General features: G+C 45.3%; 21 protein-coding genes. 11 read left to right on the top strand and 10 right to left on the bottom strand.

The features are described 5' to 3' along the window. The first annotated feature begins 17 nt into the window (after positions 1-17). Both GO493_RS03760 and GO493_RS03755 read left to right on the top strand, forming a co-directional pair. Positions 18-2,096, top strand: a complete 2,079-nt coding sequence (locus GO493_RS03760; RefSeq protein ID WP_198315469.1) for a histidine kinase — start codon at positions 18-20, stop codon at positions 2,094-2,096. Positions 2,097-2,117: 21 nt separating this feature from the next. After that, entirely contained in the window at positions 2,118-2,873 is a 756-nt protein-coding gene (locus GO493_RS03755; protein WP_157304759.1) for a LytR/AlgR family response regulator transcription factor, read from the top strand. 69 nt (positions 2,874-2,942) lie between these two features. Here GO493_RS03755 and rho read toward each other — a convergent pair whose 3' ends face one another. Continuing rightward, complete coding sequence (rho, locus tag GO493_RS03750) at positions 2,943-4,652, bottom strand: transcription termination factor Rho (protein WP_157305230.1); 1,710 nt, start codon at positions 4,650-4,652, stop codon at positions 2,943-2,945. Positions 4,653-5,126: 474 nt separating this feature from the next. Between rho and asnS the strand changes: the two genes are divergently transcribed. From asnS to chrA, 4 genes are all read left to right on the top strand, one after another. Beyond that, positions 5,127-6,566, top strand: coding sequence for an asparagine--tRNA ligase (asnS, locus tag GO493_RS03745; RefSeq protein ID WP_157304758.1), 1,440 nt, complete (start codon positions 5,127-5,129; stop codon positions 6,564-6,566). Positions 6,567-6,711: 145 nt separating this feature from the next. Further along, positions 6,712-7,245 (top strand): ExbD/TolR family protein, encoded by a 534-nt coding sequence (locus GO493_RS03740; protein WP_157304757.1) that lies wholly within the window; start codon positions 6,712-6,714, stop codon positions 7,243-7,245. Between the two features lie 28 nt (positions 7,246-7,273). Beyond that, positions 7,274-8,230, top strand: coding sequence for an isopenicillin N synthase family dioxygenase (locus GO493_RS03735; protein ID WP_157304756.1), 957 nt, complete (start codon positions 7,274-7,276; stop codon positions 8,228-8,230). 243 nt (positions 8,231-8,473) lie between these two features. After that, positions 8,474-9,673, top strand: coding sequence for a chromate efflux transporter (gene chrA, locus GO493_RS03730; RefSeq protein ID WP_157304755.1), 1,200 nt, complete (start codon positions 8,474-8,476; stop codon positions 9,671-9,673). 2 nt (positions 9,674-9,675) lie between these two features. Here chrA and GO493_RS03725 read toward each other — a convergent pair whose 3' ends face one another. The 3 genes from GO493_RS03725 to ku are packed head-to-tail and all read right to left on the bottom strand — an operon-like array spanning position 9,676 to position 13,429. Further along, positions 9,676-10,116, bottom strand: a complete 441-nt coding sequence (locus GO493_RS03725) for a hypothetical protein (RefSeq protein WP_157304754.1) — start codon at positions 10,114-10,116, stop codon at positions 9,676-9,678. A gap of 2 nt (positions 10,117-10,118) precedes the next feature. Next, positions 10,119-12,644, bottom strand: a complete 2,526-nt coding sequence (gene ligD, locus GO493_RS03720; protein ID WP_157304753.1) for a DNA ligase D — start codon at positions 12,642-12,644, stop codon at positions 10,119-10,121. Next, a complete protein-coding gene (gene ku, locus GO493_RS03715; protein WP_157304752.1) occupies positions 12,641-13,429 on the bottom strand; it encodes a non-homologous end joining protein Ku in 789 nt (262 codons plus the stop codon). The genes ligD and ku overlap by 4 nt, the downstream gene beginning before the upstream one ends. Positions 13,430-13,525: 96 nt before the next feature. Here ku and GO493_RS03710 point away from each other — a divergent pair, with 96 nt between their 5' ends. Further along, positions 13,526-13,873 carry a hypothetical protein gene (locus GO493_RS03710; protein WP_157304751.1) on the top strand — a complete coding sequence of 116 codons (348 nt, stop codon included), beginning with the start codon at positions 13,526-13,528 and terminating at the stop codon, positions 13,871-13,873. Between the two features lie 52 nt (positions 13,874-13,925). On the opposite strand, the gene GO493_RS03705 is transcribed toward GO493_RS03710, so the two are convergent. From GO493_RS03705 to GO493_RS03695, 3 genes are all read right to left on the bottom strand, one after another. Next, positions 13,926-14,975, bottom strand: coding sequence for a DNA topoisomerase IB (locus GO493_RS03705; protein ID WP_157304750.1), 1,050 nt, complete (start codon positions 14,973-14,975; stop codon positions 13,926-13,928). Positions 14,976-15,058: 83 nt separating this feature from the next. Next, positions 15,059-15,646 carry a YciE/YciF ferroxidase family protein gene (locus tag GO493_RS03700; RefSeq protein ID WP_157304749.1) on the bottom strand — a complete coding sequence of 196 codons (588 nt, stop codon included), beginning with the start codon at positions 15,644-15,646 and terminating at the stop codon, positions 15,059-15,061. A gap of 27 nt (positions 15,647-15,673) precedes the next feature. Beyond that, a complete protein-coding gene (locus GO493_RS03695) occupies positions 15,674-16,057 on the bottom strand; it encodes a hypothetical protein (RefSeq protein WP_157304748.1) in 384 nt (127 codons plus the stop codon). Between the two features lie 325 nt (positions 16,058-16,382). On the opposite strand from GO493_RS03695, the gene GO493_RS03690 reads away from it, so the two are divergent. Both GO493_RS03690 and GO493_RS03685 read left to right on the top strand, forming a co-directional pair. Beyond that, positions 16,383-17,774: a sensor histidine kinase gene (locus GO493_RS03690; protein ID WP_157304747.1), complete on the top strand. Its 1,392-nt coding sequence runs from the start codon at positions 16,383-16,385 to the stop codon at positions 17,772-17,774. A 65-nt stretch (positions 17,775-17,839) separates the two neighbouring features. Beyond that, positions 17,840-19,276 (top strand): hybrid sensor histidine kinase/response regulator, encoded by a 1,437-nt coding sequence (locus GO493_RS03685; RefSeq protein WP_157304746.1) that lies wholly within the window; start codon positions 17,840-17,842, stop codon positions 19,274-19,276. A gap of 72 nt (positions 19,277-19,348) precedes the next feature. On the opposite strand, the gene GO493_RS03680 is transcribed toward GO493_RS03685, so the two are convergent. The 3 genes from GO493_RS03680 to GO493_RS03670 all read right to left on the bottom strand — a co-directional run bounded on the left by GO493_RS03680 (position 19,349) and on the right by GO493_RS03670 (position 21,855). Then, a complete protein-coding gene (locus tag GO493_RS03680) occupies positions 19,349-19,822 on the bottom strand; it encodes a low affinity iron permease family protein (RefSeq protein ID WP_157304745.1) in 474 nt (157 codons plus the stop codon). Between the two features lie 81 nt (positions 19,823-19,903). Next, a complete protein-coding gene (locus GO493_RS03675; RefSeq protein ID WP_157304744.1) occupies positions 19,904-21,367 on the bottom strand; it encodes a sigma-54-dependent transcriptional regulator in 1,464 nt (487 codons plus the stop codon). A 56-nt stretch (positions 21,368-21,423) separates the two neighbouring features. Next, positions 21,424-21,855 (bottom strand): response regulator transcription factor, encoded by a 432-nt coding sequence (locus tag GO493_RS03670; RefSeq protein ID WP_157304743.1) that lies wholly within the window; start codon positions 21,853-21,855, stop codon positions 21,424-21,426. Between the two features lie 608 nt (positions 21,856-22,463). Here GO493_RS03670 and GO493_RS03665 point away from each other — a divergent pair. Both GO493_RS03665 and GO493_RS03660 read left to right on the top strand, forming a co-directional pair. After that, positions 22,464-23,102, top strand: a complete 639-nt coding sequence (locus GO493_RS03665; RefSeq protein ID WP_157304742.1) for a hypothetical protein — start codon at positions 22,464-22,466, stop codon at positions 23,100-23,102. After that, a complete protein-coding gene (locus GO493_RS03660; RefSeq protein WP_157304741.1) occupies positions 23,080-23,616 on the top strand; it encodes a FecR family protein in 537 nt (178 codons plus the stop codon). Before GO493_RS03665 ends, GO493_RS03660 begins: the two co-directional genes overlap by 23 nt. Positions 23,617-23,620: the final 4 nt, after the last annotated feature.

The following is a 23,620-nucleotide window of genomic DNA, read 5'->3' as shown; positions in this document are numbered from 1 at the left end:
CACTTTATTACTTGACAGTGAATCGTATTTATTTACTATTCCTGTTCCTTTGTAGCTCCCTCAATATCTTCGGTAGCGCACCGGCCAACGACACCCTGGCAGCAGACTTCAGCCATCTGCCGTCAGGTATTGATTTACGCCCGTACCTATTCAGTATCGAAGATAAAGGAGAGCATTTAACATTGAAACAGGTGCCAGCAGCAGAGTTTAGCCACAACTATCTGATTTTCCATGAACAAAGAAAGAACATAGGAAAAGAACATAATTGCTGGCTGAAACTGCATGTAAAAAATACCGGCCAGTCTGATTCAGCACTTACCTTCTTTGCCGGCTGGCATGACTACATGTACTGGTACATACAGGACAGCTCACAGCAATTACACCTGCTGAGGCAAACAGGTATGATGCTGGACCGCGATAACGTGCGCAGATGGGAACATTACGGGTTTCCCATAACCGTACCCCCCGGACAAACACGCACCTTCTTCCTTCATATCAACAATAAGATCCATAATGAGAACGCATTGATGCCCACCCTCTTCAATGCACTTCAATATGAAGGTTTCAGAAGCAGCCAGCTGGAATTTTACCGCAAAGAAACCGTACTGGTACAGGTCCTGCTGGGCATGCTGCTGGTATGCCTGGCCATCGCCATCATCAACTACATCCAACTGCCGGACCGCTCCTACCTCTATTTTGCAGCCTATATGCTGGGGCTGATCCTCTTCTTCACCCTCCGCCTTGAAAGCAAACCTTACCAGCTCTCCGTGTTCTACCGGTGGCCCATGCTAAAATATTACTGGGACGTCCCCGCACTGCTTTTCTGCTTCTACCTCATGTACCTGGCATTCGGGAACGCCTTCCTCAACCTGCAGGAACGCTACCCTTTCATGGAAAAACTCTTTAACTATGTAGCTGCTTTCATCGGGGCCATTATCCTGCTCTGCTTTTACTGCATAGCGATGGAGCAATACCACGTGCCCGGCATGATATACAGTTATGTTTACCTGGCCACCCTCCTGCCCCTGCTGGTAGTATTTGCAGCACTGGCAAGACGCTCCAGGCACCATCCGCTGGTACGCTTTTTCCTGTTCGGCTCATTATGCTTTTACATTGCCTGTTTCGGCTCATTTATCATGCTGGTAAAGCCATTAGGGCTTATCAGCGCACTGGGAGAGCTCTCTGCTCCTTCCCTCCTTATCATAGCCGGGGTGTTACTGCAATCCATGTTCTTCCTGGCAGGGCTCAGTTACCGGAACAAACTGGTACACAATGAACGTACCCGCACCCAGGAAATGCTCATCAAACAACTGAACAAGAACAAAGAGCTGCAACGCAAGCTGAATGAGCAGCTGGAAGAACTGGTAAAGGAACAGACCACAGAAATACTGCGTAAGAAACAGGAGCTGGAAGAACAAAGAAAAATACAGCTGGAAACAGAGTACGATAAAAAACTGACGGAAATAGAACTGAAGGCCATCCGCGCACAGATCAACCCCCACTTCATTTTTAACTGCCTGAACTCCATACAGCTGTTCGTAATGCAGCGGGATTATGAATATGCACAGAAATACCTATCAGATTTTTCTTACCTGATCCGGAAAACGCTGGACTTTTCCCGCCGCAACTTTATCTCCCTGGCAGATGAAATTGCCTACCTGAATACTTACCTTGGACTTGAAAAGATGCGCTTTGAGAATAAGATGGAGTATGAGATAGTCATAGATCCTGTCATTGCCACGGCAGAACTGGAAGTACCGGCCATGCTGCTGCAACCTTACGTGGAAAATGCTGTTAAATATGGAATGACCAACAGCAGCCAGGCCATAGGCCGCCTGCTCATCCAGTTTAACCAGGTAGCACCGGATATGCTGGAATGCCTGATAGAAGATAACGGCATAGGCATTAACCGCTCCAAAACATTGCGTACTTTACCCAAACATCACCAGTCGTCCGGCATGGAGATCAGCTTCAACCGCGCCGAACTGCTTAATAAGATGTATAATACAGGTATCCACATATACGTCATAGACAAATCTGAAAATAATAACACAGAAAGCGGTACTATTGTCAGGATCCTGATTCCGCAGTTATAACCGCCCCATCCATTTTAAGTTATGATAAAGGCCGTTATTATAGATGATGAACGCAACAGCCGGGATATAATATCCCTGATGCTGGAGAAATATTGCCCAAATGTACAGATTGCCGCCACCGCATCTGATTGTGCCGGCGGTATAGAAACTATTCGCCGGCATGAGCCACAGCTGGTATTCCTGGACCTTGAAATGCCTGACGGCACAGGGTTTGACGTGCTGCTGGGCACTCAGGAAATACCTCCGTTTGAAGCCGTGTTTGTGACTGCATTCGAAAAGAAATTCCTGCATACCATACGTTTCAGCGAAGTAGAGATCATTCTCAAGCCTATTGACAGGGAAAGCCTGATGGCTGCTGTAGAAAAGATCGCTTCCCGGATAGAAGCACAGGCCAGCACTTACAGGTATAAAGTACTGCTCGATAACTTCAACAACGGGCATAACATCAATATGGACCTGGTCATACCCGCCGGAGGTAATGAAGAACATATTATTTCACTGAATACCATTGCCTTCCTGGAAGCAGGTACAGAGAAATGTGTATTTCACCTGAATGATGAACAGCAGCTTGATGCAGAACGTTCCTTCCGGTATTACACAGACCTGTTCAGTACCTTACGTTTTTTCCAGATCAATAACCACCAGATGGTGCAGCTATCGCAGATCAGCCAGGTGGATGCAGAGCATAACAGGGTTTCCCTGAAGAATGGGGTGAAGCTGGAGGTGGCAGAAAGAAGGAAAAAAGACCTGGTAAGCCACTGGAAACAGTATAAATAATAACAAAAAGCGCTTTTGCCAAAGGCAAAAGCGCTTTTTAAATATCGGCTGTAAATCAACCGGAAAAAATTATCCATTCATTGAGATCAGGAACTCTTCGTTGTTCTTGGTTCCTCTCATATGCTGCAGCATAAAGTGCATAGACTCTTCAGTATTCATATCTGCCAGGTGATTACGCAGTATATGGAGACGTTTGAGAATGTCTTTTTCCAGCAGCAGGTCATCACGACGGGTAGAGGAAGCAGATACATCGATAGCAGGGAATATACGCCTGTTAGCCAGTTTACGGTCAAGCTGCAATTCCATGTTACCGGTACCTTTGAACTCTTCAAAGATCACCTCATCCATTTTGGAACCTGTATCTATCAGTGCAGTAGCCAGGATAGTGAGAGAACCACCGTTCTCTATCTTACGGGCAGCACCAAAGAACTGTTTAGGCTTCTGCATGGCATTTGCTTCCACACCACCACTCAATACTTTACCGGAAGCAGGAGCTACGGTGTTGTGCGCACGGGCAAGACGGGTAATGGAATCCAGCAGGATCACTACGTCATGACCGCATTCTACCAGGCGTTTAGCTTTCTGTAAAGCAATAGCAGATACTTTAACGTGTTTCTCTGCAGGCTCGTCGAAAGTAGAAGCAATTACTTCTGCCTTCACGCTGCGCTCCATATCTGTCACCTCTTCCGGACGTTCATCGATCAGCACCACCATCAGGTATACTTCAGGGTGGTTGGTAGCAATAGCGTTAGCCACTTCTTTCAGCAGCATGGTTTTACCCACTTTAGGCTGAGCTACGATCAAACCACGCTGGCCTTTACCTATAGGGGTAAACATGTCCATGATACGTGTCGAGTAGTTGTTGGAAGTGGTGGTCAGCCTCAGCTTTTCGAAAGGGAACAGCGGGGTCAGATAGTCGAAAGGTACGCGGTCACGCACTTCTTCCGGAGACTTGCCATTAATGGTTTCCACTTTCAGCAGCGCAAAGTATTTCTCACCTTCTTTCGGAGGTCTTACAGAACCTTTCACAGTATCTCCTGTTTTCAGTCCGAAGAGCTTTATCTGGGAAGGAGAAACATATATATCGTCAGGAGAGCTGAGGTAGTTATAATCTGAAGAGCGCAGGAAGCCATAGCCGTCAGGCATCATTTCCAGCACACCTTCACTGATGATTATTCCATCAAACTCTATATTAAATGCAGGCTCTTTTTTTCCGAAGCGCTGTTTCTGCGCCAGTACCGGCTCTTCCGGCATTACAAAGTCATCCTCGTCATCCTCCTCGTCTTCTTCCTCTTCTTCTGCCACAGGCAGCTTGGTGATAACTTCTTCTTCCTCTTCTTCTTCTTCATCTTCTGTGAACTGGGGAATGATCACATCATCATCATCATCAAAAGTTAAAGAAGGAATGCTATCTAGATCTATATCAAAGTCTTTTTTCTTGGATTTGGGTTCTGGAGCTTTATGTTCTTCCTGTTCTGTGTCTTTGGATTTTACACCGGCAGCTGGTTTCCTGCCACGTTTCGGTTTTTCATCTGCAGCCGTGGTTTCTGCTACAGGAGCCTCTTCAGCGTCTTCGTCTTTCTTTGATTTTCGTTTCCGTGTTTTTTTCTCCTCACCATTGGCCGGGTTACCTTCAGAGGCCATTACTGCCTGCTTATCGAGTATTTTATAGATAAGATCCTGTTTGCTCAGTTTTTTGGCGTTTGGCACATCCAGTTTCTCTGCAATGTCAAGCAGCTCAGGAACGAGCATGTCGTTCAATTGTAAGATGTCGTACATCATCGTGTGTTGTCAAATTTTAGAAGTGTTGCAAGGTGGGTACCACTACATACCAACATACACCAATTATAAATAATTGTTTTTTGAGTCCAATAAATTTAATCTGGTTTATTAAATCTGATAGGGAATGTTGAGTTTAGGACTGCTGATGAAGATGGAAATTAGAACTTAATCAGACAGATTATACCGCAAGATTAAAACAACTTTCGCTATTATCCAAAAAAAATGCACTTTACCAACCCCTGCTAAGTGGTGCCAGACAAGCATCTGTCACTTTTCACCTGTTATAAAACACGCTCCGGTAGCTGGTTTTCGGTTTTTCATGTCTATTCTCATCAATATTCCTGCCAGATTGCTGGCTATCAATGACAAATTATTTTAACATTTTATTTAGGAGTCCGTCCCTCTGTGGTATACTTCCCTATGCAGTCTGCCTGTTATCCATTATTTTTGCAGTCCAAAATTTATATTCATATGAGCCAAAGAGTAAAAGTCAGGCAGATACTGCAGGACGAGAAAACAAACTACGATGTAGTGGTAAAAGGTTGGATACGGTCTTTCCGCAACAACCAGTTCATAGCTTTGAACGATGGCTCTACCAATAATAATATCCAGGTAGTGCTGGACCAGGAATCCGTAACGCCGGAGCTGCTGAAACGCCTTACCACAGGCGCAGCCATCAGTGTTAAAGGTGCTGTGATCCCTTCCCTCGGGAAAGGACAGCGGGTGGAAGTAAAAGCTGTTGAACTGGAAATACTGGGAGATTGTGACCCCGAGAAATATCCGCTGCAGCTGAAAAACCGCCCCAGCCTGGAATACCTGCGTGAAATAGCTCACCTGCGTTTCAGGACCAACACCTTCGGCGCTATCTTCCGTCTGCGTCATTCACTGGCTTTTGCCGTACACAAATTCTTCAACGAAAAAGGATTTGTATACCTGCACACGCCTATCATCACTGCATCTGACGCAGAAGGCGCCGGTGAAATGTTCCATGTCACATCTTTCGATATCAAAAACCCGCCACTCACAGAGAACGGCGAGATCGACTATAAAGAAGATTTCTTTGGCCGCGCCACCAACCTCACCGTATCCGGTCAGCTGGAAGGTGAACTGGGCGCTATGGCCTTCGGAGATATCTACACCTTCGGTCCTACCTTCCGTGCAGAAAACTCCAACACCGCCCGCCACCTGGCAGAATTCTGGATGATAGAACCAGAAATGGCATTCTATGACCTGGACGATAACATGAACCTGGCTGAGGCCTTCATTAAATATGTGATCGGCTACGCACTGGAAAATAACAGGGAAGACCTGGAATTCCTGGCACAACGCCTGCTGGAAGAGGAAAAACAGAAACCTCAGAACGAACGTAGTGAAATGGGCCTGATAGAGAAACTGGAATTTGTACTGAACAATGAATTTATGCGCATCACTTACACTGAAGCCATAGATATCCTTAAGAACAGCAAGCCTAACAAAACAAAGAAATTCTCTTACCTGATAGAAGAATGGGGTGCCGACCTGCAAAGCGAGCACGAACGCTACCTGGTAGAGAAACACTTTAAAAAACCAGTTATCCTGACAGACTATCCTAAAGCCATCAAAGCCTTCTACATGAAACAGAATGAAGATGGTAAAACCGTAAGGGCGATGGATATCCTGTTCCCCGGTATCGGTGAGATAGTAGGAGGTTCACAGCGTGAAGAGAACCTGGATAAACTGGTAACCCGTATGCAGGAAATGCACCTGCCGGTAGAAGAGATGAGCTGGTACCTGGATACAAGACGCTTCGGAACAGCGCCGCATGCCGGCTTTGGTCTCGGGTTTGAGAGACTGGTGCTTTTTGTGACCGGTATGGGTAATATACGTGATGTAATACCTTTCCCACGTACACCTAAGAACGCGGAATTCTAATAAAAGAAAAAACGCTTTTGCCTTCGGCAAAAGCGTTTTTTCTTTTAACATATCTTCTGACTTCAGAGCGCCTTAATGTTTAAAAAAGTTTTTCCATCACTTATGGAATTTCAGCCATCTCCCATCTGTATATAAAATATCTGTTATGGCTGAAATGAATACCAACAACCCGCAAAGCAGCCGCAAAGGCGGTACCCGCTCAAAGAAATTAAGTACCCGTGTAGATATGACACCTATGGTAGACCTGGGTTTTCTGCTTATCACCTTCTTCATGCTCACCACTACACTATCTCAACCCAAGACACTGAAGCTGCTCATGCCAGCCAAAGAAGATCACCAGCCTCCCAGCCTGCTGGCAGAAAGCAAAGCGCTCACTATCCTGCTGGGCGCCAACAACACAATACGCTATTATGAAGGAATGGGTAACGACCCCGCACATCCGCCAATGGTTAAAAACAGCTCTTACGCCAACAGCAAAGGTATCAGGGATGTGATCATGCAGAAACGTGACCAGGTAATAACCCGGTCCGGAAAGAATGACCTGATGGTGCTGATCAAAGCAGACAAATCTGCCAATTACAGGAATGTAGTGGATATTATGGATGAGATGCTGATCAGCCATGTGGAAAGATATGCCGTAGTAGACATCACCCCGGAAGATGTAGCTTTCTTAAAATGAGTTAACTTAGTAAGGAAAACTCATTATTATGGCACTTACTCATTCCATCCCGGTTGTGGACCTCGCCGCCTTTACTTCAGGCAATGCTGCAGATAAAGCAGCTTTTGTACAGCAACTTGGCAAAGCTTATGAAGAAGTAGGCTTTGTAGCAGTAAAGAATCATGGCATACCTGACAGCCTGATCGCAGACCTCTACAAATACGTACAACTGTTCTTCACTCTTCCCGCTGATGTAAAACGCGGGTACGAGATCCCTGAACTGGCCGGCCAGCGTGGCTATACCTCTTTCGGGAAAGAACATGCAAAAGGGTACGACGCTCCCGATCTGAAAGAATTCTTCCAGTTCGGACAGACTGTAGAGGATGGTGACCCTATCAGCGAAGAATATCCTGAAAATATATCAGTACAGGAAATTCCCGCCTTCACCCCTACTTTCTTCAAGGCATACCGTGCTTTTGAAAAGTCAGGACGCTCACTGCTGCAGGCCATTGCCATTTACCTCGGGCTGGATGAGCATTATTTTGACAACTACGTACATAACGGTAATTCCATTCTCAGAGCTATTCATTACCCTCCTATCACCCAGGAGCCGAAATCCGCCATCCGTGCAGAACAGCATGAGGACATCAACCTCATCACCCTGCTGGTAGGCGCCTCCGCCGATGGATTGCAGATACTGGATAAGCAGGATAACTGGGTACCGGTCACTTCTCTTCCTGAACAGATAGTAGTGAATGTGGGAGATATGCTGCAAAGACTTACCAATAACAGGTTGAAATCTACTACACACAGGGTGGTAAACCCTCCGCGTGAGCTGTGGAATACCAGCCGTTATTCCATTCCTTTCTTCCTGCATCCCAAGTCGGAGATGCCATTGAATGCGCTGGAAAGCTGTATAACGGCAGATAATCCGCTGGCCTACGAGCCTATTACAGCGGGCGAGTACCTGGATGAACGGCTGAGAGAAATCGGATTGAAGAAATAAAGACTTTTTTGCGCTGCACACAATGCAAAAGATCCTCTCTCAAAAAAGAGGTTTCACCTTCATATCTGGCCGGTCTGCGACCGGCCACCTCAAAAAAGGGTTTCGCCAAAGGCGAAACCCTTTTTTGAACAATTTCTTCCGGTCTTACATCAAAAAGAAATTTAAACGCGCGCACTTCCACCTGCTTTATCGTTTAATTGTTTGATATTTTCAGGATTTTGTTGAAATTCGGGCATCTTAAAGATGCTCACGTTACGTCATATTCCCTTTTTGAAAGCTGTTTTCCTGCATAGCATAACGGCCTATGGGGGCCCGCAGGGCCACCTGGCGATGATGTTGAAAACATTCGTACAGCAAAGAAAAGATGTGACAGAACAGGAACTGATGGAGTACAATGCCTTCTGTCAGCTATTACCCGGCGCTTCTTCCTCGCAGACCTTAACCCTCATAGGATATAAAAGAGGCGGTGTCTCCCTGGCCATAGTAACATTGCTGATCTGGATAGCGCCCGCCTGCATCTTAATGGGTTCCCTGAGCTTTCTTCTTCAATACCTTGACAGGAAAGCATTAAACACCGATATTTTCAAATACGTACAGCCAATGGCTATAGGCTTCCTGCTGTACGGCAGTATCAGGGCGTTCCGCGTCAGCATAAAAAACCTTGCTACAGCAGGTATCATGATAGGTTCACTGTTTGTGGCATATTTTCTTAAATCCCCGTGGACATTCCCCATATTGATCATACTTGGAGGCACCGTCTCCAATTTCAGCGATAAACGTATCCCCGATATTGCAGACAAGCCTAAAAAGATCCGGTGGAACAATATCTGGCTGTTTGTCTCCCTCTTTATCCTGGCGGGTTTCTTTTCGGAACTTGCCCGTACACATAACTGGATCACCCGTCGTCCGTTTAACCTTTTTGAGAACTTCTACCGTTTTGGCAGCCTTGTGTTTGGTGGTGGAGATATACTGATAGCCATGATGCTGGAACAGTATGTATACCGCGCCAAATCTGCATTTATGGACGAGAGCGATCTTCTTACCGGGGCTGGTATCATGAGAGCTTTACCCGGTCCTACTTTCTCTATTACAGCATATGTGGGAGGAATGGTGATGCGCAACCTGGGAGCAGGCTACCAGCTGCTGGGATGCATACTGGCGCCCGTAGCCATCTTCCTGCCCAGCCTTTTGCTGGTGCTCTTCTTCTTCCCCATCTGGCATAACCTGAAGAAATACGTGGTGATCTACCGCGCACTGGAAGGCATCAACGCAACCGTTGTAGGTATTATGTGGGCAGCCACCATCATGCTGTTTATGGCCATTCCCATGACCTGGTACAATATTACCATTACGCTGACCACACTGGGCATCCTCTGCACGTCAAAGGTCCCTTCTCCCTTTATTGTACTTGCCTGCCTGCTTTTAGGCTGGCTCACCACCTGAGCCTAGTCAGGCCGGGTAGTTTTCTGATTTCTCTTGAATACCATAGCTCCTATCACTGAAGCCAGTACACCCAGTACCAGGTTGGTAAAGAGAATATTGGTGACCAGGAAGATCCAGAAATTAGATGCTTCTATCCCTTCCTTATACCTGCCAACAAGATGTAACACAATATTAAAAGCAGAAATGATCACAACTGTCCACAACGTAGTTCTGAACCCCATGGAGAACAGAGCCAGTAAAGAGGTCCTTTCATGATGCTGGCTGTTGTAATGAATAATAGAAAATAATACTCCAAGAAATACCAGCAGGTTTACAAAGTATCCTGTCCACAAGGCGCCGGAAGTATTTGTGAAGTAGAAAATGGCCATGAAGACGATAGATATCACCGATATGGATATACCGTACACGGGAGTCAGGTTAAGATGATGATTTGCTGTTCTCATAACTAAAGATTTATTACTTTTCTCAGATCGTTTTTTACAGATAAAATGCCTTCCCACAGGTCTCCCACTTCATTTAATCTCTCCTGCATGTTGAAAATGGTAAAATCTCCAATAGCCAGATCATCCGTCAGCTCATCCCAGCTTAAAGGGGCAGATACTGTTGCTCCCGGCTTCGGACGTACGGAATATGGTGAAGCCACCGTCTGTCCGCGGCTGTTCTGCAGATAATCTATATATACTTTCTTATTACGCTGCGATTTTGCCCTTATGATACTGGTAGTACGCGGTAATTTCTTTTGCACCAGCCCGGCTACATATTCCGCAAATAAGCGGCAGGTATCATAATTATACTTTGCCCCGGTCGGAATATAAATATGAATGCCCGATGCACCGGAGGTTTTGCAGAAGGCAGTCACGCCCATTTCATCCAGCGTTTCCTTTATTACCTGCGCAGTTTCTACCACATATCTGAATGAAATACTCTCCGGGTCAAGGTCCAGCACTATATAATCCGGGTTATCCGGTTTTTTGATCTTAGACAACCAGGGATTGACCTCTATACACCCCAGGTTGATCATATAAGCCAGTGTGGCTTCATTATTACACACCAGATAATCTACATTCCGGGAAGTAGATTCCGAGTAAATGGATATTGTTTTCAGCCATTCAGGAATGGTGGCCGTATCAAGGTCCTTCTGATAGAACCCTGCACTTTTTATACCATCAGGAAAACGATGCAGGCTTAAAGCACGGTCTTTTATATATGGCAGCACATAATCTGCCATAGCCAGGTAATAATCTATCAGCATTCCTTTGGTGATCTTTTCTTTGGGCCAGTACAGTTTCTGCTGATTCGTGAGCGTTACCTTTTTGCTGTTCAGCGTAAGTGTACGTTCTTTTTCTGCTGCTGCAGGCGCCTTCTCAGCTATGTTCTTTGTTGCCATATCTGCAGATCTTGCGGTCTCTTTGCGTACTTCTTTCGCCGGCTTGTCCTTCCGTAATCCGAGAAATACCGGCTGCCGTAAGTGATTGCCTCCCGTCCAGGAAGCAAACTTTACCTGGCATACCAGCTGAGGTTTTACCCAGGTGACCGGCGTAGGCGTCTTTATCTTTTCTTTCAGCGGAGATTGCTTCTGTACCAGGGGCTGCATCTTTGTGTACAGCTCGTCTATCAGCGCACTGTTCAATCCGCCGCCACAATTACCGATGTACTTCAGCACTCCCTCATTATCGTAAAGCCCCAGCACCAGCGCGCCTATCTTTTTACGGCTGCCCCTGGGTTCAGTATATCCGCAGATGATGGCTTCCTGCTGATCCACTATTTTTATCTTCAGCCATGACATCACACGCTTTCCCTGAACGTAAGTACTATCTGCCTGTTTGGCAATAATACCTTCCCATCCCTTACTCTGTGCCTGCTTATAGAATTTCTCCCCATTCTCCAATACATGATCAGAGTAGATCACCCGTTTATCACCCAGCTGTTCCACTATCTCTTTCAGCAACTCCTTACGCTGCACCAGCGGCATATCCTGCAGGTCCTGTCCATTCAGCTCCAGCAGGTCAAAAACAGCATAGACAAGATTCCCTCTCTTCTCAGACCTGTAATTCTGTAATGATTGGAAATCTGTCACTCCATTCTTTTCAAGTATCACGATCTCTCCATCCAGTACTACATTGTGCTGCAGTTTCTCTACAGCTTCCACCACGGGGGAATAATCTTTATTAAAAGAGAGATGGTTCCGTGAATAAAGCGCAACCTTCCCCTTCCGCACATCTGCAATGGCCCGGTATCCGTCCCACTTGGTTTCAAACAGCCATCCCTCCCGGCTAAACGGTTCATCTACCAATGTTGCCATCATGGGTGTAAATAGTTCCTTCTCTGTCTTCTTCTCAGCTTTTTTCTCTGTCCTTTTCTCAACAGTCCTGCTTTTTGTTTTTTTAGCAGATGATTTCCCGTTATGCACTTTCTCGCCTTTATCCCTGATGCGTTGTGGCGTATAATCCTCACTGTTATAAGCCTCCTTCACTGCATAATCGTCTTTATGCTTTAACAGCAGCCAGGCATTATCGTCACTGTTCTTCATCTTCACCAGTGCAAATTCACCCTTCACCTTTTTACCCTTCAGACGGATCTTCAGGTTACCGCTTCTGATCTCTTTTTCCGCTTCCTTATCAAAACTAGTCCCGTCATGCAGCAGCTCATAATTGCCTTTATCCCATATGTACACGAAACCTGCACCATAATTCCCTTCGGGTATAATACCTTCAAAATCCTTGTAATCATATGGGTGATCTTCTACCTGCATGGCCAGCCGTTTATCAGCAGGGTTCATAGACGGACCTTTGGGCACAGCCCAGCTTTTCAGTACACCATCCACTTCCAGCCTGAAATCATAATGTAACCTGGATGCGTGGTGACGTTGTATAACGAAGATGTGTGCTTTCCCCGCGCTCTTCTTCTTACGCCCGGCAGGTTCTGACGTAGATTTAAAATTCCGCTTTTTATCATAGACGTTTAAACTCATGATGCACGTTTTTTACTTTTGCTGCCATTGCCGCCCAGACTGGCTTTCAGTTGAGAGAACAGATCGCTGCTCCGGGTATGTACTACTTTCATCTTCTTCACGGTACGGCGTTTACCGCTGGCTTTCGCCTTAATGATCTTCATCAGTTCATCACGGTAGGTATCTTTAAACTGGCTGATGTCAAAAGGTTCTGTGTATTGTTCTACCAGTTTAACGGCCATGTCCAGTTCCTTTTTTACGATCTTCGGATCGGCCGGGATAGAGAGGTCTTTAGGAGAACGTATCTCTTCTTCAAACCTCAGCTGATGCAGCAACAGGTAATCTTCCCTGGGGCGTATTACAACCAGGTGCTCGCTGGTCCTGAGCACAAACCTGCCAACGCCGGCTTTACCTGTTTTCTCCAGTGTTTTAAGTAATAGACCATAGGCTTTCACGCCGGCTTTATCAGGTTCTATATAGTAAGGAGATTCGAAATAGATATCGTCTATTTCCGTCTGGTCCACGAATGATTCTATCGTGATGATCTTACTTTTTTCCGGGCTTGCTTCTTCAAAATCCTCATCTTCCAGTATTACATATTCATCATTCAGCAGGAATCCTTTCACTATCTGTTCCCAGGGTACTTCTTTCCCCGTATCTTCATTAACGCGTTTAAACCTGATATGGGCGTGGTCTTTTTTGTCCAGCATGTCAAGGTCCAGCCTGCTGTCCTGTACCGCACTGTACAGTTTGATTGGAATATTTACCAGCCCAAAACCGATTGTTCCTGACCATACTGCTCTCATAATGTTATGATTTAAATGGTGATGATCTAATAAGTCCAAACTATATGCCATGGCACGTCTTTTGGTTTTAACCTTATAACCAAATAACCTTTGTTTATGGAAAAGCCAGGCGAAATGACCACCCTTAGCCGGGTGATGCAAAAGCTGCACGATAGGGGTCTTGATCATGAACTGAAGATGAGTGATCATGGCAGAATGCAGAATATTGACAAACAAAAGATCTACAATCCGGAAGAATTGAAGATCATTAAAACCTACCGGTTTGAAGGTGAGTCAGATCCGGCAGATATGTCGGTACTATACCTTATTGAAGACAAAGAAGGGGAAATAGGTTATGTACTTGATGCCTATGGCGCTTATAGTACACATGAGGAATCAGGCTTTGACGAATTTCTTCAGAAAATACCGGTAGAAGACAGGGAAGATCAGCTGATCTTCGCCTGATCAGTATAAATAAGATAAAGGTTGCCACATGCACTAAGTCATATGGCAACCTTTATTTTTTTCCTGCTTCCAGGAATTTCAGCAGTACTTTTTCATCATTATGCAGCCCGCTCTTCGCGGTTTTGTTCCTGCCAGCCCTCAGCTCAGACAGATAAGGTTCGAGTTCACATTTTTCATATGTTTCCAATAACCTGGGATGAATGTAATATTTCCTGCAAACTGCGCGTGTATTACCCAGTTTTCCGGCTACACTGTCTATAATATTCACCAGGTTCTGCTTACATTCTGTGGCAGAGGAAAAAGGGGCCAGGTCTGCCAGCAAATTCAATGCGTTGACCGATCCTGACCAGGTACGGAAATCCTTACAGGTAAAATCTTCTCCCGTCCATAGCTTCAGGTATTCGTTGATATCTCCTGAATCGAGACTTTTATGCTCATCTCCTTCATAATACTGGAAAAGCTCCTGTCCGGGTATTTCCCGCACTTTCTGCAGCAGTTTTGCCAGTTGTGCATGCCTGAGGGTGATCTGCTGTATTACGCCTTTTTTGCCTTTAAACCGGAAGAAAGCGGTATTTCCGTTTATTTTGATATGCTGGTCGCGCAGGGTGGTCAATCCGTAGGATCCATATAATTTTTCATAGGAAGTATTGCCTACCCTCATCAATGTTTCCTGCATGACGCTGAGGGCAATAGCTGTGACTTTTTCTTTATCCATATTTCGTTTGCGCAGGGCGGCCTCCATATTCCTGCGCAATTGCGGTAGTTTCTTCCCAAATTGTAGCAGCCGGTCATATTTGGTTTCATTGCGCACCTTTGCCCATGTGGAGTGATAACGGTATTGCTTGCGGCCTTTTGCATCAATGCCGGTAGCCTGCAGGTGCGCATTCTCATATGGTGAGATCCAGACATTTTCCCACGCAGGTGGCAATACCAGCCCGCGGATCCTTTCCAGTACTTCCTTGTCTGTGATCTTTTCACCATGCTGGTCCAGGTAATAAAAACCATTCTTTGAGCGCTGGCGGCTAAACCCGGGCATTCCTGTCCTTACATACCGTAGTTTAACAGCCCTGGCGGTGGCCATTGCTTCTGCAAGCACATCCATATATCATCCTGTTTATGATCTTAAAAAAGGCCCCTGGCATTATTACATGCAGAGGCCCTCCGGGTTTCTATGTGGATGAACTTTTATTCTGCAGCAGCTTCTTCATTTACGGAAGACTCTGCGATCTGTGTGAGCAGACTATCTGTTTCCTTTTCTTCGTCCAGCGTTGTCTGCAGTATCTGTGCCGCCTCTTCATGACCCATTCTGTGTGCCAGCGTACGCAGGCTTCCATAGGCGGCAATTTCATAATGCTCAATTTTCTGGGCGCAGATGATAAGGCCTGCATCCCTTACGGCGCTGTCTTCTTCTGTATCGTCTATTACTTCCTGCCCTTCAGCTATCAGCCCTTCCATTGCTTCGCATTTTTTTGCTTTAGGAGCTTGCCCCATCTGTTCGAAGATCTGTTCAATACGTGTAACATGTTCTTTTGTCTGTTCCTGGTGTTCCACAATAGCATTGGCCAGTTCTTCAGAAGTGGCGGCCTTCTGCATTTTACCTAATGCTTTCACCAGGTTCTTCTCTGCCCAGTAAATGTCTTTGAGTTCGTCCATAAACAGTTTATGGAATTTTGAGTTGGGCATCTCTTCGCGTTTTGTCTTGTTACTGCTGCGGGATGCAGTTGCTGATGAGCGGCTGTTGCCGGTAGTGCGGGTTTGGGTTCTTGTTGCCATAATATCTGGAGTTTAATAGTGATGAAGCTATTCCTCAGGAATTGGCCGTACGCTGTCTTCCTGGTCGTAAGTGTCGCCTGTTTCCATAATAGTTGGATCAGGGAAAAGGTCCGGCGATCTTTCTTCTCCATCTTCCCTGTCCTGTTCTGCTATCTTTTCAGCCCTTTCTTCTAACTCCCCTTCCTTTTTCTTTGCTTTAGGCGTGGGCGGATTACGTTCAATATCATGCCCGGGTATTTCGTCCGGCGTCTTCTCCGGAGGGCCCTGTGGCGAAGGTGGAGGTGTAATTTCCGGCCCTGGCTGGGGCGGAGGCCCCTGCGGCCCGGAGGGCGGTGTTATTTCCGGTCCGGGATCTTTTCCGGGTACACTACCCGGACCCGGATTCCCGGCGGACATATAATAAACTTGCATGATTTTATTTTTTTGGGTGAACGATTCTTTTTGTCCTGAGAGTATTATTCTTTTAAAAAAACAAAGTTCATTCCACAGGCCCGCTACTATAGTATTTACGTACATGCGGAAATATCATCCTCCTCACAGAACGCCATACAGATATAGGATACAGCCACTTCAAACTAACGTATAAGGATATACTCATTAATAAAGCAGCCACGGCTATAACTCCTGTAGAATATGCCTTGCACTATGTGGAAATTGTTGAACAATAAGCGCTGAGCGCTGGACAGTATCCTATTTTCCCGTAAATTCGATTGCTCACCACATAATTCTCTGGCTAATGCATATTCCTGTACAGAAGAAGATAAGAGTAGGTTTTTTTGTAGCTTTTACTGTGATCATAGTAGCTTCAGTTTGCTCCTTCCTTGTAACGAAAAATCTCCTGGACAATGCCCAGCGGTTGAATCATACCATACAGGTATCAAAAAGCCTGGAGGTGATCACCCGTCAGCTAAAGGATGCTGAATCTGCCATCAGGGGGTATAATATCACTAAAGACACCGCCTTCCTGAAACCCACCATGCGGGAAAGAAGTAACAAGATACAGGTTGAATATATGCAGCTGAGGCTGATAACATCGGGCAATCCCCAGCAACAACGGCATCTGGATACACTGAAGAGCTTACTGGATTATAAATACCGTCAGCTGAGAGAAGGTGAGCAACGTATTACCACCCATGAGAAAGATACCTCCGCAGTACATCAGGGTGAGAAAACCATAGATAAAATAGAACGGAAGGTGCAGGATATGCTGAAAATAGAGGCATCATACCTGAACCGCAAAGCAGTGCTGCAACGTTTCTATTCTGCCATCTGGATACCTGTTATCTTTATTTCATCGCTGATGGCTATCCTGATAGGGATCTATTCCTATATTACCCTTACGCGCGAGTTCAGGTTACAGCTACATATAGAATCAAGACTGAAAGCTTATCAGCGGGACCTGCAACAGAATATCAGACTGCTGAACAAGTCTAACGAAGAACTGGAACAGTTTGCCTATGTAGCCTCTCACGACCTGCAGGAGCCCCTCCGTAAGATCTCTACATTCAGCGACCGTTTACAGTCAAAATATGGTGATAACCTGCCGGAAGAAGCCTCAGACCTGCTAAAGCGGATGATGGCTGCTGTAGGCCGTATGCGGGTGCTCATCAATGACCTGCTGCTTTTCTCCCGTGCAGGCAGGATCACCCCGGAAAACGTTGCCCTGGTAGATATGGTGGCCCTGGTCAATGAAGTGGTGAGTGATGTGGAAGAAGGTTTACTGGAAAAGAATGCAATTGTAAATGTAGGCCCTATCCCTCCCATAGAAGGAAATGCCACCGCTTTCCACCAGCTTTTCCAGAATATCATTACCAACGCCGTTAAGTTTGCATCTCCGGAAAGGCGGTTGGTCATTAATATCACATCATCCACGATAGATAATCTATGCAGTATCCATGTTGAAGATAACGGTATAGGCTTCGACCCTGCCTATGCCGAGCGCATTTTTTTACTCTTCCAGCGTTTACATGGCATGAGTGAGTATTCCGGAACGGGAATAGGCCTGGCCATTTGTAAAAAGATCGTAGACAGTCACCACGGACATATATCTGCTACAGCCCTTCCCGGAGAAGGCGCTACTTTTATTGTTGTCTTACCGCTAACACAAATTAATCTACATGAAAGTTAGCCTGACATAAAAAAACTAGCATTCTTATTGCAGAGAATTGCTGAACCTGGCAAATATTTCGGCATATGACAGATCAACCCGTAAACATATTAATGGTAGATGACGATGAGGATGACTTTTTCCTGGTAAGCCAGCTGCTGCAGGACATTTCACCAGGACAGTACCAGCTGGACTGGGCACCTACCTACTCAAAAGCCGTTGAAGAAATAGACCGGAAAAAACATGATATTTACCTGGTGGACTATCGCCTGGGGCCATACACCGGTATAGATATCCTGCATCATTTTCAGCAGCTGGAATACAGGGCCCCGGTAATAGTGCTGACCGGTAAGGGTGATTATACCATCGATAAGGAAGCCATGCAGGCAGGTGCTTCAGACTATCTTGTAAAAGGAGAGATCAGCGCAGACCAGCTGGAACGCTCTATCCGTTATGCTCTTGATGAAGCACATCACCTGCGGGTTATTGAGGAGAATGAGAAAAAGTACTTTGGCGTGTTCGAAAAAGCGCACGATCTCATTATTCTGGCAGATTGTGACAAGAATGTCATAGACGCCAATCCCGCCGCACTCAGAAATCTGAAGTATTCCAAAGAGGAAATGCTGAACTTGAACCTGAAAGAACTGTTCTATCATGAAGACCAGTACCGGCATTTCTTTGAGAATATCTGTGGGGAAGATTCCAGCCTTCGGACAGAATATAATTTCCTGACCAAAGAAGGGCGTAAACTGGACGTAATGGTCAGCGCCGTTACCCTGGATGAAACGGAACAGATCTTTCTATGTGTGGCGCAGGATATCACCGAGCGCAAACGGGAAGAACAGGAGAAACAGCAACAACAGAAGTTTGTGGTAACAGGCCGTATAGCAAGGGTCATTGCCCATGAGGTGAGGAATCCGCTCACCAATATACTGCTGGCAGTGAGCCAGTTCAAGGGAGAACCTGTAGACCCGGAGGAAAGCCAGGTATATGTGGACATTATTGAGCGCAACTGTACCCGTATTAACCAGCTGATCACCGAACTGCTGCATTCTACCAGGATGATGGAACTGAATATCCAGCCTCATGGCATCAATGAGCTGACAGATAAAGCACTTACACTGGCGCAGGACCGTTTGCAGCTGAATGAGATAAAAGTGAATAAAGACTATCTGAAGCAGGATATCATCATCCCGGCGGATGAGGAGAAAGTTGTGATAGCGTTGCTTAACATTATCATCAATGCTATTGAGGCTATGACGCCGGGTAAGGGAGTACTTACTGTGCAAACCCTTCAGCAGAAAGATAAGGCTGTCATTACAATAAGTGATAATGGCCCTGGCATTCCGGAAGAGATGAAAATGCGGTTATTTGATCCTTTCTTTACCAGTAAGCCCAAAGGTACAGGGCTTGGCCTGACCAGCACACAGAACATTGTCATGAATCATAAGGGCACTATCCATGTAGAAAGTGAACCGGAGGCAGGAAGTACGTTTACAATTACGCTGCCTGTTAATGGATAACTGCCTGCTGGTCAGAAGGACCGGTTTCGCCGGAGGTGAAACCGGTCCTTTGAGTAGCTGATACACTTCCCATTATATTTCATTGAACTTCTCGTCTGTATTTTCTATTGCTTCTTCCACAGAATGAGATTCCTTCATGTTCATTCTTTTCTTTGTCTCCTCTGCAAGCCTGGAGTAGTATTTATGCAGCGTATCGAGCTCATCTTCCGTCAGGTCTTCCACTACTATCAGCCTGTTACTCGCTGCTCTGTTGGCTGCTATCAGTTCATTCAATTTTAACTGGATGGATTTTGAATCTTTATTCTGTGATTTCTGGATCACGAATACCATCAGGAAAGTGATGATGGTAGTGCCTGTATTGATGACCAGCTGCCAGGTATCTGAATAATCGAATACCGGTCCTGTTATTCCCCATATAATGATCACTGAGAGTGCAATAAAGAATGCCCAGGGAGTTCCTGTCATCTGTGCTACTTTACCGGAAAAGCGTTCAAAGAAATTGTTATTGATCTTCTCTCCGGCAGCAGAATTAATTTGCTGTTCCATAACGTACCTGTTTATCAATACAGGCGTTGCAAATAGTATACCGTGCACATGAAAAAGGGCGCTTGCAGCGCCCTTCCCTGATCAGTAATTTATGTTGAGCAATCGTAGTTTGTTGTATAACGTCTTACGATCTATGTTCAGCAGTTGTGCCGCTTTCGTTTTATTGTATTTCACTTCTTTCAGCACATTGATGATCTTGTTGTATTCTGCCTGCAGCGCTACTGTTTTAAGATCGTTCTCATTGGTAATGGATATCAGTTCTCCGGCCATATTCACCTGGTGGTCATCTTCATAAGAAGCCTGAGAGAATGATTCTTTCATTTCCAATGGTAATGTAGACAGGGTAATATCGTCATGCTCTGGCGTGAGCAGGCATGCGCGTCTGATCACGTTTTTTAGCTCACGGATATTACCTGGCCAGTTATATTTATTAAAGCATTCCCATACTTCGTGGGTGATCTTCCCGCAATTCTTCTGCAGCTCTCTTTCCACCTGGCGGATAAAAGCGTCTACAAATAGCGGCAGGTCTTCCACTCTTTCCCTCAATGGCGGGATGTAGATAGTGAATTCGTTAAAGCGATGGAAGAGATCTTCACGGAAACGGCCTTTAGCAACGGATTCCGATAATTTCTCGTTCGATGCTACTATGATACGGACATCGATAGGTATCTCTTTCAGGCTACCTACGCGGCGTATCACTTTCTCCTGGATAACACGCAGCAGGGCTACCTGTATATCGTAAGACAGATTTGACACTTCATCCAGGAAGAGGGTACCTCCATGTGCCTGTTCAAAGGCGCCGATCTTGGTATTGATAGCACCTGTAAAGGCCCCTTTCTCATGACCAAATAGTTCACTGGCGGCCAGCTCTTTGGATAGGCTTCCACAGTCCAGTGCTACGAAGGGTTGGTTATGTCTTTTACTGTGGTGATGGATAAGGTGTGCAACTGACTCTTTACCGGTACCTGTTTCTCCGAAGATGATCACACTATAATCAGTTGGCGCAACCAGTTTTATTTGCCGGAACAGTTCGCGGGCATTACTGCTTTCGCCATAAACGTATTTATGTGTTTTATCCAGCATTTCGCTATTAGGATCGTCAGGTGTGGGCACTCCGTCGGCATTGCCGTTACCGTTAGCTGCACGTATTGCCGGCATGGACGATTCCCGTTCACGTTCTGAGTCCATATGGGCAAATGCTTTGTGGACCAGGTTGAGTATCTCGTCAGGGTATAGCGGTTTGGAGAGATAATCATAGGCTCCATTTTTCACCATATCCACAGCAACTCTAACGTCGGTATAGCCAGTGATGATGATCACTATTGTACGTGGATTTATCTGCAGGATATCCTGCAGCAGCTGGGCACCATCAGTGTCCTTTAAACGGTAGTCACACAACACCAGGTCGAAGGTCTTTTCCTTCATCATCTTCAGGGCAGTTGCACCACTCATTGTAGTATCCACCTTAAAGCCATGTTTACCAAGAAACTTGCTTAATAACGTACAAATATTTATCTCATCGTCAATTATCAAAATATTTCTCATAATATTTATATGTGGTGTTAGACAACAGCAATTAAATTTACAAATTTATAATGACCTTACTTTCGGCTTAACATAACACCCATTAATTCATCCAGGCTTTTCACATTGAATGGTTTAGCCAGGAAATAACTGGCGCCTGCATTCAATGCTGTTTGTTTCTCCATGCCGTTATCATATGCACTGATCGTTATCACTGGCAAGGTGGGACATTTCTTCTTAATAGCCGGAAGAGCTTCCAGTCCTGAGCCATCTGGCAGATGGATATCCAGGAAGAGAAGATCCGGTTGTTGTTGTTGTAAATATTGCAATCCGTCGGTAAGTGCATGAACATACTTGACGTTATATCCATATCTTACAAGGCTAAGCTGCAACAGTCGGCAGATATCCGGTTCATCGTCAATTATCAAAATAAACGATCCTTTCATCCCCTCTTTTGATAACATTTCGTCAGACGGGTGGTCCACGTCTGGTTTAACATGTTGTACCATGCGTTCACTTATTCCATTAACTAATTGATTATCAAATAAGAAACAATCCTTCCTCAATTACAGGTCTTTTCTCTTGTTTTCTGTTTCCAAAATACCTATCCTTCTATACTTCCAAATATCAATCCATTGCTGAACTGGCAGCTCCGGCAAGCGTTTACCTTTCAGGACTGTGGAATTTTCTCCACAGTCCCGTTATCGGTTCCACAAATACGAGCGCTTTTTCTGGCAGGTGCCACTCTCCTCCTCTGAGAGGAAGGGGGGATGGTATGGTAATTGGACTTTTTCAGAAGCATTTAGTTTTTTCATTCATAGCTGTTGTTTTAGTTATTGTCCCGGGGTACATCTCCGGGACAATTTTATTTCATTAACATCCCGTTCACAGATTTCTGTTTTCTCACCTTTATTTTTGAATCTGTCTTTTGGTTTTTTATTGAGTTTTAACAGGTTGTTTTCTTGTTTTAAATAACAGAGCCAGGTTCTTTAGCCTGGCTCCTTCAATTGTTAAAGATTTATTAACCTCACTTTTTTTGTGTCCTTGCATTAACCCGGTAATATTACCTGTTTCAAAAACCTGTATGCCAATGCCCCTCAAATAAATTATTGATGACATGAACGCCACAATAGAATATGGCTTTCCTGGTATCCCGGAACACCATATTAAAGTAATCCATCAGCTCCCCTCCCATTATGCAGCATATCGTTGTGATTTTGCAGATCCGGTACTGGTCAGCGCTCCACCGGCGGATATCATTTACCATACAGCCATGGTACAGGGTTGCTCCGTAAGTAATAATGTTTTTATTGTCAGGGAGCCCATACAGCTTCTGCCTGCTGTAAAGGAACCGCTGAGTACTATCAGCTGTATGCTGCAGGGCAGTGTGAATGTTGTGCGTCATGACATGACGGTACTTCCTCTTCTGCAGGGACAGTATAACTGTTTGCAGGTAGACCGGCTGCAGCAGCCAACTCTTTTCACACCGGGCATTTATGAGGTGCAACATTATGAGTATTCTCCTGATCTCCTGGCTACCTTTTCATCTGGTTCTCTTTTGGTAAACAGATGGCTGTCTAAAATAAACAGCGGTGTTCCCGGGGTGTTGACGCCTACTCCGGGGGTGATATGGGATAAGCTGTATCATCTGAACAAGGAGGTAAAATATAATATGGTCAATACTACGCTGCGTAAGGCCTGGTTATCCCGCAAGCTCCAGGAGCTGCTGATCCTTGAACAGCGCTACTACTCTTAAGTTTCCTTTTAAGTTTGCCGGTAATTTAAGAGAAATTACTATTGAGGGAGAAGCCTATCTGCAAGTGGCAAAAGATCCAAACCGGCCTTTTATCCTGCATACCCCAAAAGGCGCCGTGCAGGTACTCGGCACCTCCTTCAATGTGAATACATATGACTCAGGTATGGTAAAGGTTTCTTTAGTAGAGGGCGCTGTTGCTTTCAACTCAGTTAAATTAAACCCTGGACAAGCTGCTATATCTACAACTGAAACTACAGTGACTACCCTGAATGAAAATGACCTGCTCTGGATAAAAGGCAGATATAAACTAGACAATACGCCATTGTCGGAAATCACGAAGATATTGCCCCGCTGGTACGGAATCCAGGTAGTTATAGACAACAGTAAAATTGCAGACAAAAAGTTTACTGGTACAATATTGAAGTCAGAACCAGTTGAAGAATTCCTGGATGCAATAAAGATAACTACAGGAGCAGAATACTATTACAAGGATAAAATATTACATATCCATTAATGTC

Source organism: Chitinophaga tropicalis (genome assembly GCF_009758205.1).
GTDB classification, from domain to species: domain Bacteria; phylum Bacteroidota; class Bacteroidia; order Chitinophagales; family Chitinophagaceae; genus Chitinophaga; species Chitinophaga tropicalis.
The sequence above is the reverse complement of the archived record's forward strand: the minus strand, read 5'-3'. Positions and strand labels throughout refer to the sequence as shown.

Coding starts and splice junctions, on each gene's coding strand:
- GO493_RS03755 (WP_157304759.1), top strand. CDS start 2,118: ATGATAAAGGCCGTTATTATAGATGATGAACGCAACAGCCGGGATATA.
- rho (WP_157305230.1), bottom strand. CDS start 4,652: ATGTACGACATCTTACAATTGAACGACATGCTCGTTCCTGAGCTGCTT.
- asnS (WP_157304758.1), top strand. CDS start 5,127: ATGAGCCAAAGAGTAAAAGTCAGGCAGATACTGCAGGACGAGAAAACA.
- GO493_RS03740 (WP_157304757.1), top strand. CDS start 6,712: ATGGCTGAAATGAATACCAACAACCCGCAAAGCAGCCGCAAAGGCGGT.
- GO493_RS03735 (WP_157304756.1), top strand. CDS start 7,274: ATGGCACTTACTCATTCCATCCCGGTTGTGGACCTCGCCGCCTTTACT.
- chrA (WP_157304755.1), top strand. CDS start 8,474: ATGCTCACGTTACGTCATATTCCCTTTTTGAAAGCTGTTTTCCTGCAT.
- GO493_RS03725 (WP_157304754.1), bottom strand. CDS start 10,116: ATGAGAACAGCAAATCATCATCTTAACCTGACTCCCGTGTACGGTATA.
- ligD (WP_157304753.1), bottom strand. CDS start 12,644: ATGAGTTTAAACGTCTATGATAAAAAGCGGAATTTTAAATCTACGTCA.
- ku (WP_157304752.1), bottom strand. CDS start 13,429: ATGAGAGCAGTATGGTCAGGAACAATCGGTTTTGGGCTGGTAAATATT.
- GO493_RS03710 (WP_157304751.1), top strand. CDS start 13,526: ATGGAAAAGCCAGGCGAAATGACCACCCTTAGCCGGGTGATGCAAAAG.
- GO493_RS03705 (WP_157304750.1), bottom strand. CDS start 14,975: ATGGATGTGCTTGCAGAAGCAATGGCCACCGCCAGGGCTGTTAAACTA.
- GO493_RS03700 (WP_157304749.1), bottom strand. CDS start 15,646: ATGGCAACAAGAACCCAAACCCGCACTACCGGCAACAGCCGCTCATCA.
- GO493_RS03695 (WP_157304748.1), bottom strand. CDS start 16,057: ATGCAAGTTTATTATATGTCCGCCGGGAATCCGGGTCCGGGTAGTGTA.
- GO493_RS03690 (WP_157304747.1), top strand. CDS start 16,383: ATGCATATTCCTGTACAGAAGAAGATAAGAGTAGGTTTTTTTGTAGCT.
- GO493_RS03685 (WP_157304746.1), top strand. CDS start 17,840: ATGACAGATCAACCCGTAAACATATTAATGGTAGATGACGATGAGGAT.
- GO493_RS03680 (WP_157304745.1), bottom strand. CDS start 19,822: ATGGAACAGCAAATTAATTCTGCTGCCGGAGAGAAGATCAATAACAAT.
- GO493_RS03675 (WP_157304744.1), bottom strand. CDS start 21,367: ATGAGAAATATTTTGATAATTGACGATGAGATAAATATTTGTACGTTA.
- GO493_RS03670 (WP_157304743.1), bottom strand. CDS start 21,855: ATGGTACAACATGTTAAACCAGACGTGGACCACCCGTCTGACGAAATG.
- GO493_RS03665 (WP_157304742.1), top strand. CDS start 22,464: ATGAACGCCACAATAGAATATGGCTTTCCTGGTATCCCGGAACACCAT.